This is a genomic window from Streptomyces sp. A0592, from assembly GCF_004795115.1.
Lineage (GTDB): Bacteria > Actinomycetota > Actinomycetes > Streptomycetales > Streptomycetaceae > Streptomyces > Streptomyces erythrochromogenes.
Genome location: NZ_SSBM01000001.1, coordinates 178,563 through 191,270, shown reverse-complemented (window position 1 = coordinate 191,270; position 12,708 = coordinate 178,563). Strand labels below are relative to the sequence as shown.

10 protein-coding genes are annotated in these 12,708 nt (G+C 72.2%); 5 read left to right on the top strand and 5 right to left on the bottom strand.

Annotated elements, in window-relative coordinates; translation table 11 throughout:
• Positions 1-159: 159 nt before the first annotated feature.
• From E6U81_RS00905 to E6U81_RS00890, 4 genes are all read left to right on the top strand, one after another.
• The gene (locus tag E6U81_RS00905; protein WP_136228097.1) at positions 160-885 is read left to right on the top strand and encodes a TetR-like C-terminal domain-containing protein; all 726 of its coding nucleotides are present in this window, start codon (positions 160-162) and stop codon (positions 883-885) included.
• A gap of 1 nt (position 886) precedes the next feature.
• The gene (locus E6U81_RS00900) at positions 887-2,071 is read left to right on the top strand and encodes an MAB_1171c family putative transporter (RefSeq protein WP_136228096.1); all 1,185 of its coding nucleotides are present in this window, start codon (positions 887-889) and stop codon (positions 2,069-2,071) included.
• Positions 2,072-2,370: 299 nt separating this feature from the next.
• A complete protein-coding gene (locus E6U81_RS00895; RefSeq protein ID WP_136228095.1) occupies positions 2,371-2,823 on the top strand; it encodes a helix-turn-helix domain-containing protein in 453 nt (150 codons plus the stop codon).
• Positions 2,820-3,401 carry a toxin gene (locus E6U81_RS00890; protein ID WP_136228094.1) on the top strand — a complete coding sequence of 194 codons (582 nt, stop codon included), beginning with the start codon at positions 2,820-2,822 and terminating at the stop codon, positions 3,399-3,401. Before E6U81_RS00895 ends, E6U81_RS00890 begins: the two co-directional genes overlap by 4 nt.
• A gap of 10 nt (positions 3,402-3,411) precedes the next feature.
• On the opposite strand, the gene E6U81_RS00885 is transcribed toward E6U81_RS00890, so the two are convergent.
• The 5 genes from E6U81_RS00885 to E6U81_RS00865 form a co-directional block, all read right to left on the bottom strand.
• Complete coding sequence (locus E6U81_RS00885) at positions 3,412-6,813, bottom strand: aminotransferase class I/II-fold pyridoxal phosphate-dependent enzyme (protein WP_276615790.1); 3,402 nt, start codon at positions 6,811-6,813, stop codon at positions 3,412-3,414.
• Between the two features lie 5 nt (positions 6,814-6,818).
• Positions 6,819-7,757 carry an NAD-dependent epimerase/dehydratase family protein gene (locus E6U81_RS00880; protein ID WP_136228093.1) on the bottom strand — a complete coding sequence of 313 codons (939 nt, stop codon included), beginning with the start codon at positions 7,755-7,757 and terminating at the stop codon, positions 6,819-6,821.
• A 217-nt stretch (positions 7,758-7,974) separates the two neighbouring features.
• Positions 7,975-8,871 carry a geranyl diphosphate 2-C-methyltransferase gene (locus E6U81_RS00875; protein WP_136228092.1) on the bottom strand — a complete coding sequence of 299 codons (897 nt, stop codon included), beginning with the start codon at positions 8,869-8,871 and terminating at the stop codon, positions 7,975-7,977.
• A 2-nt stretch (positions 8,872-8,873) separates the two neighbouring features.
• Entirely contained in the window at positions 8,874-10,283 is a 1,410-nt protein-coding gene (locus tag E6U81_RS00870; RefSeq protein WP_136228091.1) for a family 2 encapsulin nanocompartment cargo protein terpene cyclase, read from the bottom strand.
• 94 nt (positions 10,284-10,377) lie between these two features.
• Positions 10,378-11,790 carry a family 2B encapsulin nanocompartment shell protein gene (locus tag E6U81_RS00865; RefSeq protein ID WP_136228090.1) on the bottom strand — a complete coding sequence of 471 codons (1,413 nt, stop codon included), beginning with the start codon at positions 11,788-11,790 and terminating at the stop codon, positions 10,378-10,380.
• 357 nt (positions 11,791-12,147) lie between these two features.
• Here E6U81_RS00865 and E6U81_RS00860 point away from each other — a divergent pair, with 357 nt between their 5' ends.
• Positions 12,148-12,585 (top strand): hypothetical protein, encoded by a 438-nt coding sequence (locus E6U81_RS00860; protein ID WP_136228089.1) that lies wholly within the window; start codon positions 12,148-12,150, stop codon positions 12,583-12,585.
• Positions 12,586-12,708 lie beyond the last annotated feature (123 nt).

Sequence of the window (12,708 nt, the reverse complement as noted above, 5' to 3'; positions counted from 1 at the left end):
CGGCCGCACCGACGCGGAGGCGGCGCCCGACGCACCGCGACCCGGGCAGGTGATCCGTACCCGCCATCCACCGGCCCGTCGTGGCCGGATCACAGCGGGTGGCACGGGTGTTCGGGCGACCGGGCTCCTCGCGCGGCGGTCCGCGGGTACGGTTCCGGCATGGACGTCTCCCCAACGAACCCGAGCGACGACGACGCGGCACTGCCCGCCCAGGTCAAGGCAACCGCACGCCAACACCTGGTGAAACGGGGGGCGCCGGGCCTGTCCCTCGACGCCGTGGCCCGCGACAGCGGCCTGGCCGTCACCGCCGTGGAAGCCGTCTTCCCGCACCGGGACGACCTGCTGACCGCGCTGGTCGTCGACGCCTACGACGCCTCCGGGTCCGCGATGGAGCGGGCCGACCGGGCGGCCGCCGATGCCGGTGCGCCGGCGGGCTCCCGCCTCCTCGCGGCGACCCGGGCCCTGCGGCAGTGGTCCTTCGCGAACCCGGCCGAGTTCACCCTGATCTACGGATCGCCCGTCCCCGGCTACCACGCCCCGCAGGACACCGTCCCGCCCGCTTCGCGCACCCCCGCCGTCCTCGCCGGCATCCTGCGCTCGGCGCTGGAGTCCGGCGAACTCACGCCGCCGCGCCGGACCTTGCCCGGCGGACTGCTGCGACCGGAGGCCGTGGAGCTCTTCGGCGGTGCGCCCGAGGCCCCCTTCTCGGACATCGTCGAACGCGGCATCGTCCTGTGGAGCAGCCTGATCGGCCTGCTGGTGTTCCAGGTCTTCAGCCGGACGCACGACAGCGTCCTGGACGAGGCTGCCTACTTCGACCACGCCGTCGCCGTGGCGGCCGAGACCGTCGGCCTCGACGTCCCGCTGGGCGAGGGCGACCGCTGACGTGACCGCCATCAGGACCCTCTGCTTCGCGATAGCGGCGCTCTCCTCCTACGCCGCGCTCTTCTACCGCCTCTCCCAGGCCCGGCGCAGCTGGCGAGACGGCGCCTACCGCGCGCTGATCGCCACCCTGCTGCTCCAGTGCCTCACCTTCACCATGGGCGCCGTCGCCATGGGCGGCGGAAGCTTCCTGGGCGTGGGCAACCTGGCCATCCTCATCATGCACCTGGCCGCCGTGGCCTTCTGCGTCGCGGCGCAGATCATCCTGCTGCGGTGGGCGGCAACGGACGAGGCGGCGGCCCGCGGAACCCGCTCCTGGCTGATCACCGGCATCGGTCTCGACGTGCTGCTGACGGCCCTGTTCTTCCTCGCGGACGGCCCCGGCCGGCCCACCTCCGACTTCGACGGCACCAGCAGGCCGCTGCTCCTCACCTATCTCCTGGTCTTCATCGTGTCGCAGGCCGTGCCGTGCGTGACGATCTACCGCCAGTGCGGTCCCTACGCCCGGATGACGGACAACGCCTCGCTGCGGCAGGCCCTGCGGATGCTGTCCGTCGCCGCCGTGGTGCTGTTCCTCTACTGCACGGCCCGTACGGTCAACATCCTGACCGCGGCGGCCGGGGCGGACATCGGCGCCTGGAAGCTCGCCTCGAACGTCTTCAGCGCGTCGGGGATCGTGATCCTCTCCCTCGCCCTGATCAACTCCCTCTGGGGGCCGCCCGTTTCGCGGCTCACGGAGTGGTCCCGCAGCTACCGCTCCTACCGGGCGCTGCACCCGCTGTGGCGGGACCTGTACGAGGCCTCGCCGGACATCGCGCTGGAGCCCCCGGGCTCCTCGGTGTCCGACCTCAACTACCGCCTGCACCGCCGTGTGGTCGAAATCCGGGACGGGTGGCGGGACTTGCGCCCCTACATCGACCGGGAGACGAGCGCGGCCGGCGTCGCGGGCGGGGAGACGGCCGGCAGCGCGGCGAACGCGGGGTCGGAGGCGGGCGCGGAGCTGCGACAGGCCTTCGCCGAAGCGGCGCAGATCAGACAGGCCCTGCAGGCGAAGCGGACCGGGATCGTCCCCGACCACAGCAAGGACGCCGGCGATTTCGACGACCGAGACACGGACAACTTCGTGGCGGAAGTTGCCTGGCTCACCCAGGTTGCCGCCGCCTACAGTAAGCTCAGCAAGGCGAGTTGAGAGCTCCCGCCCGGTTTGCATCCCCCGTCAAACCGGGCGGGCACTCCCGTTCCCCCGTGTTTCATCGGGCCGGACGGGTGGCTTCCGCCCGGACTGGCCCGGCCCATCCCCCGAGGGCCGGGCCAGTCCGATTTTCCGCAGCAACCCGACCCCGTTTCCCCCGTGAGTCGCGTTAGCTGACAGCTATCGGCGAGACCCAACGTTGGCGGAGTCCAGGCCAATTGTCAACTGAGCGCTATTCTGGGAAACTGACGTATAGCCAAGGGCTATACCGAGGAGGTGACGGGAGGAAGGTTCACATGACGGAGACCGAGACCGGGGGCGATGACCGGCCCCTGCTCGCAGTGCGTCTCGACGACCTGTTCAAGACGGTTCGCCCGAAGGGCAAGCACTGGACGAACGCCGAGGTGGCGGAGGAGCTGAAGCGGGCCAGCCCCGAACTCAAGGTCGGCGGTGTGTACCTGTCCCAGCTGCGGACGGGGAAGCGCTCCAATCCCTCACCCGACCTCCTCGCCGCCCTCGCCCGCTTCTTCGGCGTCTCGGTCGCGTACTTCTTCGACGACAAGGTCGCCCAGTCGGTCCTCAGCGAGATCGCCGCCGTCGAGGCGCTGCGGCAGTCCGGGGTCCGCGCCGTGGCGATGCGGGCGGCCGGGATGAAGAAGGAGAACCTCCAGGCCATCACGGCCATCATGGACCAGTACCGGCAGCTGCAGGGCCTCCCGCCGGTGAGCGATTCCTCCGGCCCCGAATGAGGGGCGCCAGGAAGGAGCGGTCGGCGGACCAGGACCGCCGCAGCCAGCTCAAGAAGCTCCGGAAGGCCGGTGCCGAGCGGATCGCCGAACTCGACCTGCCGAAGGCCACCGACGTGGCCGAACTGTGCCGCCACCTCGGCGAAGCACGGGGCCGCCCGATCCTCCTGGTCCCGATGCAGATGCCCTCGTCCCATCCGTGCGGCATGTGGGTCGCCGCCCGCGACGAGGACCTGATCTTCTACGACGCCAACACCACCAGCGCGCATCAGGAGCACATCATCTTGCACGAGCTGGGCCACATCATCTGCTGCCATCGCGGGGCCGGCGGGCTGGACGAGACGGCCGCCCGCCTGCTCTTCCCCAACCTCGACCCCGAACTCGTGCGCGACATGCTCCTGCGTGCGGCCTACGACGACGTGCAGGAGCAGGAGGCGGAGATCATCGCCTACCTGCTCTCCCAGCGGATGGGCGGCGCGGCGGAGGGACGGGACGGCGCGACCCACTCCGGGGAGGCGGGATCCGCCGGCGATCCCGGGACGAGCGCCATGCTCAGCCGCATCGAACGCACGCTGTTCTGAAGTGGCCCGCTCAGGTCCCGGCGGTCGCCTCCACCTCCTCGGCCAGGACGGCGACCGCCCGGCGGATGTCGTCCTCGCGGTGTTCGCTCGTGAGGAAGAACCGCAGCCTCGACAGGCCCTCGTCCACGGCGGGATGGAAGATCGGGTCGGCGACGACCCCGCGCGCGAACAGCCGGTCGGCGACGTGCAGGGTGCGCGCCGAGTCGCCGAGGACCACCGGCACGATGGGGGTGTCGGCGCTGGAGCCGGTGGGCAGACCGGCCGCCGCGGCCAGGCCGAGGAACAGTCCGGCGTTGCGCCTGAGCGCGCGCACCCGGTGGGGTTCCGCAGTGATCAGCTCGGTGGCGGCCAGGGCGGCGGCCGCGTTGGCCGGGGTCAGTCCCACGCTGTAGACGAAGCCCGGGAGGGTGTGCCGCAGCCAGCGCACCATGCGGGCCGAGCCCCCGAGGTAGCCTCCGCAGCTGGCGAAGGACTTGGAGAGGGTACCCATCCACAGGTCCACGTCGGACCGGTCGACGTCGAAGAACTCGCCGACGCCCCTGCCGTGTTCGCCGACCGTGCCGATGCTGTGCGCCTCGTCGACCATCAGCAGCGCGCCGTACCGCTTCTTCAGCCCGATCACGGCGGGCAGGTCGACCAGGTCGCCGTCCATGCTGTAGGCGCCCTCGACGACGATCAGTACCCGGCGGAACCGGGACCGGTTGATCCGCAGGAGGTGTTCCAGGTCGGCGCGGTCGTTGTGGGCGAAGGGCCTGCGGGCCGCCCCGGACAGGGCGCAGCCCTGGAGGATGCTGTCGTGGGCGAGCGCGTCGTGCAGGACGAGGTCCCCCGGGCCGACGAGGTGCCCGATCGCGGTGACGTTGGTGCCATGCCCGCCGACCAGCGTGAGGCAGTCTCCGACGCCGAGGAAGCCGGCCAGGGCGCGTTCGAGACGGACCGTCAGTTCCCGTTCGCCCGAGAGCATCCGGCTGGCCGAGACCGAGGTCCCGTACCGCTCCACGGCCCGGTGCACGGCTTCGTTGACCGCCGGATGGCCGGATATCCCCAGGTAGTTGTAGCTGCCGAAGGACAGGTACGAGCGGTCGCCGATCACCGTGGTGTCGCGGATGGTGCCCTCGTGGACGCGGAAGTACGGGAAGTCGGCGCCACCGGCGGTGACCGCGGCCAGGCGCTCCTCGAAGAGGGCCACCTCCGGGAAGTCGTCGATGCTCGCGGCATCGGTGCTCCACTCGGCCTCCCGCGCCGCGCGGGAGGCGGGCCGGGCGGGTGGCGCGGGCCGGGCGGGTGGCGCGGGCCGGGTGCGGTCAGGATCGAGCAGTGCGATCAGCCCTCCGACGGTGAGTCCGGGCGCGAACAGGTCCTCGGAGCGGAATGCGGGCGCGCGCCTGCCGATGTTGACCGCCAGCTCCTGGAGCATGAGGGAGTCGAAGCCGAGACCGGCCACCAGTGTCATGCCCTCGCCGAGGTCCGCGAGGGGGAACACCCCGGTACGCGACACCTCTTCGAGCACGATGGACGCGGCGTCCTCACCGGGCGCGGCACCGGGTGCGGCACCGCGGGCGGTTGGGGTGGGCGCGGCCACCCGGCCACCTGCGGGCCCCGCCGGCAGTTCGGGCCCGGCCGGCTCCGCCACCTCGCGTGCCTCGTCGTCCACGACCCAGTGGCGGCGCGGGGCGAGCGGACTCGGCGGCAGGGTGCACGGGGGTGTGCGTCGCGCCGCGCCGGGTGGTGCGGCCTGCGTCGGCGCGGACTCCACGGCCCGCCCGGCTTCCAGCGCGGAGGCCGCCGCCGTCAGCCGGGCGGCGGCCTCGGCCGAGTCCCCCGCCAGCACGGCGAGGCGCTCCCGCAGGGGAGCACGGCGGGCCAGGGTGCCGGCGACTCGGGCCGGCGGCAGCCCGTCCTCGGTGATGGCCCGCGCCAGGTCCCGTGCGTACCGGACCAGCCCGGCCCGGTCGCGCGCGGTGAGGACCAGCTCGTAGGGCTCCCCGGCCGGTGCCGGGCCGCCGCCCGGTGGCGCGGTGTGCTCCGTGTGCTCCGTGTGCTCCTCCACGACCAGGTGGACGCCGGTACCGCCGAAACCGAAGGCGCTCACCCCCGCCCGGCGGGGCAGGCCGTCGGCGGGCCAGGCGACCGGTGCCGTCGCCACCGTCAGCCGCGCGGCGTCGAGGGCGGCGGTGTCGGCGAGGCCGAAGTCCGGCTGCGGCGGGATCACCGCCCGCTGCACGGCCAGGACCGATTTGACGAGTCCGGCCAGCCCGGCGGAGTTGAGCGAATGCCCGACGACCGCCTTGACCGCGCCGAGGTGGGCGGGAGCGGCGTCCTCGCCGCGCAGTTCGCGCAGCACAGCGAGTTCGACGGGGTCGCCGACGGCGGTTCCGGTGCCGTGCGCCTCCAGGTAGCCCACCGCGCCCGGCGACAGGCCGGCATCGCGGTAGGCCCGGCGCAGGGCCCTGAGCTGGCCGCCCGCCTGGGGGTGCATGCCGCCCTGCACGGTCCCGTCGTTGGCCGTGCCCACGCCGCGGATCACCGCGTATACGCGGTCGCCGGCCGCCCGGGCGTCGGTCAGCGGCCGCAGCACCAGCACCCCGGCGCCCTCCCCCAGGACGAAGCCGTCGGCCTCCGCGCCGAAGGGCAGGCACCGGCCGCTGCGCGAGACGGCGCCTATCCGGCACAGCCCCACCAGCAGGTCCGGGGCGAGGATCAGCTGGGCGCCACCGGCGATCGCGATGCGGGAACGGCCCGCGCGCAGCGCGTGGACGGCGTTGGCGACGGCCATGAGACCACCGGAGCACGCGGAGTCCAGTGCGTAGCTCTCGCCGTGCAGGTCGAAGACCGAGCTGATCGTGTTCGGTCCCATGTTGAGGAGGAGTCCGGCCACGGACGTGCCGTGCAAGCCCTGGACGGCGCGTACGGCGTCCTGCAGGCCCGGGTTCGCCGCCCGGGTTCCGAACTCGCCGCCCGCCAGCTGGCGCATCCGTATGCGCATGGTGCTGAGCTCGCGGTAGCCGCTCTCGGTGAGGGCCGTGATCACCGAGGTCTCCTCGCGGTCGAAGCCGTCGGTCTCCCACCCGGCGTCCTGGATCGCCTCGCGGGTCAGGTCGATCAGCAGCCGGTGCTGGGGGTCCATCGCGGCGGCCCGGCGCGGCGGGATGCCGTAATGCGCCGCGTCGAAGTGGCCCACGTCCGGCAGGAGCGCCATGGTGTCGGTGTAGGTCGACGAGGTGTCGCGGAAGTCGCCGGTGAGGAAGGCGGCGCTGCGCCAGCGCGTGTCGGGGATGGTGGAGAACTGCGGTCGTGGGGCGGTGAGGAGCCGCCAGTACTCGTTCAGGTTCCGGGCCCCCGGGAACCGGCAGGCCATGCCCACGACGGCTATCGGCTCGTGCCCCTCCCCCGGGAGCCGCGCCCCTGTCACGGGGTTCACCGGGTGGTCGGTCGCGCACGCCACCAGTCGAGGGTGGCCTTGACCTGCTCGTCGACGGGAGTGGCGCGGACCGCGAAGGCCGCCTCGTAGGCGCTCGAATCGACGACGAAGGGGCTGTCGAACTGGTAGCGGATCTCCTTCAGTTCGCGCAGCAGAGGGGAGAAGAGCCCCGCGAGGCCCAGTGCGGCCGGAGGGATCCTGCGCACCACCGCGGGACCGGTTCCCGCGCCCGCGGCGAGCCGGGCGGCCATCTCCCTCACGGACAGGGCGGGTTCGGTCGGGACGTGCCAGGGACGTCCCCAGGCCCGCTCCTCGCCCGCGACCTCGGCCATCGCCTCGGCCACGTCGGGAAGGTAGGTCCAGCTGTGCGGGGCGTCCGGGTCCCCCAGCGTGGAGACGGGCCTGCCGCGCAGCAGCGCCGGTACGACCCGTCCGGCGAGGTGTCCGCCGTCGGTGACGCCCGGGCCGAAGAAGTCGGAGGCCCGCACCTCGACCGCCCTGATGCGGCCCTGCTCGTGCAGCCTCCGCACCTGTTCCCAGGCGGCGGCTCGGACACGGCCCTTGGGGCCGGTCGCCGCCTGCGGCAGCTCCTCGGTCAGGGGGCCGTCCACCGGCCCGTAGCCGTAGAGGTTGCCCAGCACGACCAGTACGGCGCCGGTGTCCTCGGCCGCGGCGGAGACCGCGGCGACGAGCGGGGGCCACTCGCGCACCCAGCGGTGGTAGGGCGGCGCGGCACAGTGGTGGATCGCCGCCGCGCCCTGGGCGACGGCGGTCAACTGCGGGAGGTCCGTCGCGTCGAGTGCGTGGTGCTCGATCCCCGGTTCCGGGCTTCTGCCCGCCCTGGTGACGACCCGTACGGAATGTCCCTGCTCTGCCAGCAAACGGGCGGTGGCGGCGCCTGCGGGTCCGAAACCCACGACCACATGAAGACTCACGGGCGCACAGTAGCGCGAGAGCGGATCGATCTCCTGGCAGTTTGGCCGGTACAGGCCAATCACGGACGGGGGCGGGGCCGTTGATCGACAAGGCCCTCACCGCGGACGGGGACGCAGGACGTCCGGGACGCGCCCCGGCGGATTTGGCCAGGACCTGCCCGGGCACCGCGCACGAAGGCCGGGCCCGTGGCCACGGGCCCGGCCTTTCCGCCAGGGGTCAGACGCGGTCGGCCGCGATCAGGACGTACTGGAAGGAGCCGTCCTTGTAGGAGTTGATGAACGCCTCCTCGATACCCGTGACCAGGGAGGACGTGGCGCGCAGCTCCCAGTAGGGCAGGGTCTCGGGGGTCAGGTCGATCACGGCCTGCGGCACGAGCCGGTTGTCTGCCATGGCCCGCATGTACTCCCGACGGGAGTGGATGTTGCACTCGAAGTGCGCGTTGATCTGGGAGACCCACTTCGAGGGCTGGCCGTACCGCGGGTTCCAGCAGCCGGTGATGGTCACGTAGCGGCCGCCGACCGCGAGGACGCGGGAGTGCTCGGCGAACAGGTCGTGCAGGTCGACGTACATGCTCGACTCGTTGTTCCAGGAAGCGGCGGCCTGCCCGGTCTCGAGCGGCGTGTTGAGCATGTTGCAGACACGGGCGCGGACGGAGTCCTCGATGCCCAGCTCGCGGGCGCGCTGGTTGGCGAAGTCGGCCTGCTTGGCCGACAGGGTCACGCCCTCGACCTTGCATCCGAACCGCTGGTGGGCCATGACCATGGAGCCGCCGCGGCCGCAGCCGGCGTCGACGAGCGTGTCGTCGCGCCCGATGGCGCCGAGGTGGTTCAGCAGGACCTCCGCCTGCGCGGACTCCAGGCGGTGGAGCTCGGCGATCAGCTTCTTCTCGTACGCGCTGTCCTCGGTGTCCCCGAGGGCCGCGTGGTCGACGTCACCGATGCCGTAGTGGTGGTGGTACAGACCGTCGACATCGCCCAGGCGCAGGTTCACCGGCCGGGCCTCGTGGTCCCAGTAGCGGGCGATGTCGCCCTGGTAGGGCGTTGCCGGGGCCGGGATGAAGGCGGAAGTGGGGGCGGCAACGGTGAAATCGGTGCTGGTCACGAATAAATCCATCCTTACCAGAAGTCGGGCAGGCTGTAGCGGTAGGTGTTGCTCTGGTGCCAGTAGTGGTTGCCGTCGACCCAGGCGGCCACGCCCCGCAGGAAGCGGACCACGCGTGGATCGGGGCAGGACACGGCCAGTTCCGCGGCCGCGGCCTCGAAGGCGTGCATGAGGTCGTTGTGGATCTCGACCGCCTTCAGGTAGGCCTCCTTGTCGGAGAGGCCCTCTCGTGCTGCGATGACCACCGGCAGGTTCAGGTGCAGGCCGGGGCTGTCCAGTTCTTTCGTGTACGAGTACAGGTCGTTGGAGATGGTGGTGGCGTTGCCGGCCAGCGCGATGACCCGTTGCATGGCGGGCATGGCGTGCAGATCGGCCGGGAGTTCGTAGCCGCCCACCGTGTCGGTGATGGTGGGACAGGGGCGGAAGTTGTTGAACTGGCGCATCGCCAGGTATTCGGACACTTCCGGGACGTACTCGGTCTCGGCCCAGGCGGCTTCGGCGAGGTACCCCATGTGCAGCCGGGCCATGTCGTGCCGGTACCGGTCGGCCTGGGACGGGGTCGCCGCCCGGGCGAAGTACTCCATGGCCGAACGGTAGGAGCGCCGCGGCGCGTCCGAGAGGAGGGACTGCGCCCACTCCGACTGGTACTCCGCGGTCGTGTGGACCGGGTCCAGTGCGGTGTGCGCCAGCAGAAGCCTTCCTCCTAGTCCGACCGGTGAACCGCCGTGGTCCTCGCAGTAGCAGTCGTCGACCACGTTCTCGGCGACCATCAGCCTGGTGGCGATCATGAGGTGGTCGACGGTCGGGGCGTCCGGGTGGCAGGCGACCATGTAGCGGCCCACGGAGAAGCCGTCGAACTGGTCCTCCCACTCCGGCGGGTACGCCTCCACCTCGTCCACCGCCCAGCGCTTGATCCGGCGGCTGACCTCCTCCACGCGGGCGGGGTCGGGCTCCGGGACGGGGTGGTGGTAGAGGCCGGGGATCGGCCTGCCCCCCGCCGCGGGCCGCGGCGCGGGCACCTCGGGTGCCGGGGCGGCGGCGGGCTGTGCGCGGTAGGGGGTGAAGAAGAACAGTCCCTCCGTGCCGACGCCGCTGGGGCCGCGCATGATCCGCTCCAGGGCGGGGTTCGGTGTCGCGTTCCGTGTCGCCGTCGCGGCGGCGGCCTCCCGCACCGGTTCGGCGACCGCGTCGCCCCCCGGGCCTCCGCCCGGTACGGGCCGTGCCTCGGGAGCGGGAACGGTAGCGGGAGCAGAAGCGGAAGCAGGGTGGGAGGGCCGGGCCGCCGGCCCGAAGGGCAGCGCCGGCCCGGTCGGCAGCGCGGGCTTGCCTCCGGTGACGGCGTCGGCGCCGCGGCCGTGGGTCCCGAAGCGGGCCGCGGCGGCAGGCAGGCTCGACTGCGCAGGGGAAGGCCCGGGAACGGGCATCCGTGGCTCCTAGGTGATGGGGGTGGGCTGTGCCGGACCCTCCCGGGCACGTTCGGCCGGCCCGGGAGGGTCCGGGCTGATGACGGCCGGGCCGTCAGTCGCGCCGGCGGCCGATCTGGACGTTCTCCATCACGCCGAGCGCGTCGGGCACCAGGATGGCGGCGGAGTAGTAGGTGGTGACCAGGTACGAGATGATCGCCTGCTCGCTGATGCCCATGAAGCGCACGGACAGGCCCGGCTCGTACTCCTCCGGCAGCCCGGTCTGGTGCAGGCCGATGACGCCCTGGTTGTCCTCGCCCGTGCGCATCGCGAGGATGGAACTGGTGTTCTCCTTGCTGATGGGAATCTTGCTGCAGGGAAGGATCGGAACCCCGCGCCAGGCCGGCACCTGCTGGCCGCCGAGGTCGACGTGGTCCGGGTAGAGCCCGCGGGCGTTGAACTCGCGCCCGATCGCCGCGATGGTCTTGGGGTGGGCGAAGAAGAACTTGGTGCCGCGGCGGCGGCAGAGCAGTTCGTCCATGTCGTCCGGGGTGGGCGGGCCGGAGTGGGTCTGGATGCGCTGCTTGAAGTCGGCGTTGTGGAGGAGGCCGAACTCCCGGTTGTTGACCAGCTCGTACTCCTGGCGCTCGCGCAGCGCCTCGATGGTGAGCCTGAGCTGTTCCTCGGTCTGGTTGTGCGGCCCGTTGTAGAGGTCGGCGACGCGCGTGTGGACCCGGAGCACGGTCTGGGCGATGGAGAGTTCGTACTCGCGCGGCTTGAGGTCGTAGTCGACGAAGGTGCCGGGGAGCGCGGCCTCGCCGGTGTGGCCGGCGGACATGGCGATCTCTGCCTCGCCGTGCTTGTTCTGCCGCTGGTGCGGGAGCGAGCCGAACTGCTCGACGTGGGCCCGGAGATTCGGTGCCGCGTCGAGGACGGCGGAGAAGTCGGCGCGGGAGAGAGTGAGCAGGGTGCCGGAGGTCTCGGCCGTGGCGGTGTAGTCGGCGGTCGCGTCGGCGTCCAGCAGCGCGTTCTCGCCGAACCGGTCGCCGTCGGCCAGCACGGCGACGGCGATGGCGTCGCCGTACTTGCCGACCGAGGTCTGGCTGATGCGGCCGTGTGCGACCAGGTGGATCCGATCGGCGGCGGCCCCGCGCTCGACCAGCACCTCGCCGGCGCGGAAGTCGCGCTGGACGCACCGGTCGGCGAGCGTGACCAGCACCTGCTCGTCCTCGAAGCCGCGCAGCATGGCGAGTTCGCCGAGTTCACGCGGGATGACCCGGACGGTGGCCCCGTCCTGGACGAACTCGATGCGGCCGTCGCCGACGGTGTAGGTCAGGCGGCGGTTGACGCGGTAGGTGCCGCCCTTGGTCTCGACCCAGGGGAGCGTCTTCAGAAGCCACCGGGAGGTGATCTCCTGCATCTGGGGGGCGGACTTGGTCGTGGTGGCAAGGTTGCGGGCGGCCGCCGTGCCCAGACTCGTCTGCTGGGTCGGCTCCAGCTGGGCCTCTGGGCTGGTGTCCACGGTCATCGCGCAGGCCTTTCCTTCGTGTCCTTCGTGCGGGTGGCGATCAGCGCATGCCTGTGCACGCACGTCACCGGTGAAGAAGAAAAATAGGGTGAATACCCGGGCAATCCCTCTAGATCCGGAAGCACAGTAACCCTCCGTGAACCGGTGCACCCATCGGAAGCGGTGGGGATTACCTCGATTCGGTGATCTTGAGTCGCGGCGCGTTTGGCCACTGCCTCGGCGGTTTCGGACACGGGTGCCGCGCAGTTTCCGCCAGGGCCGCTGCGGACCGTCAACTTGCCTACGCACAGGGCGGGTTGTTCTGCGCGCGGATCAGCGGGCGGGACTTGTGTCGGAGCGGCCGCGTACGCTGCCACCGTGACGGATGACGAGGACCTGATATTGGCGCAGGCGCTGGGCGCGGTGGGCGCGATCGGCGGCGGCTCCGGCGGACGCCGCGGTGCGGCGTTCGCGGCGCGGCGGCTGAAGAAGAACGTGCACGAGGTCGAGCTGTCGCTCGGCCTGTCGCCGACCGAGGCCGCCGCCCGCGCGGCCGACGTCCTCCTGCGGCTGGGCACCCCGGTGCGGGCGGCGGGCGCGGAACCCCCCGCCGGGGCCCGGGTCGTACGGGCCCTCGTCGGCGGCGGGTTCGGGAACATGAACCCGGTCCTGGTCACCGTGACACTGACGGGCACCGGACCGGAGGCCACCGCGGTGCGCGTGCGCGGCGCCGCCAAGGAGGGCCTGATCAAGCAGCGGGCGGGCGAGAAGACCGCCCGCCAGGTGGCCGAACTGCTCTCGCGACCGGGCCGCTGACCGGCAATCCCCATCCCTCCCGCCCGTACCGGGCCCGCACTCCGTCGAGGTGGGCCAGCCCTTCCTCGGCGCTGCCCGACGCCCCTACCCCGTCGACGGCCTCGCGGCACCGCCCGTGCCGGG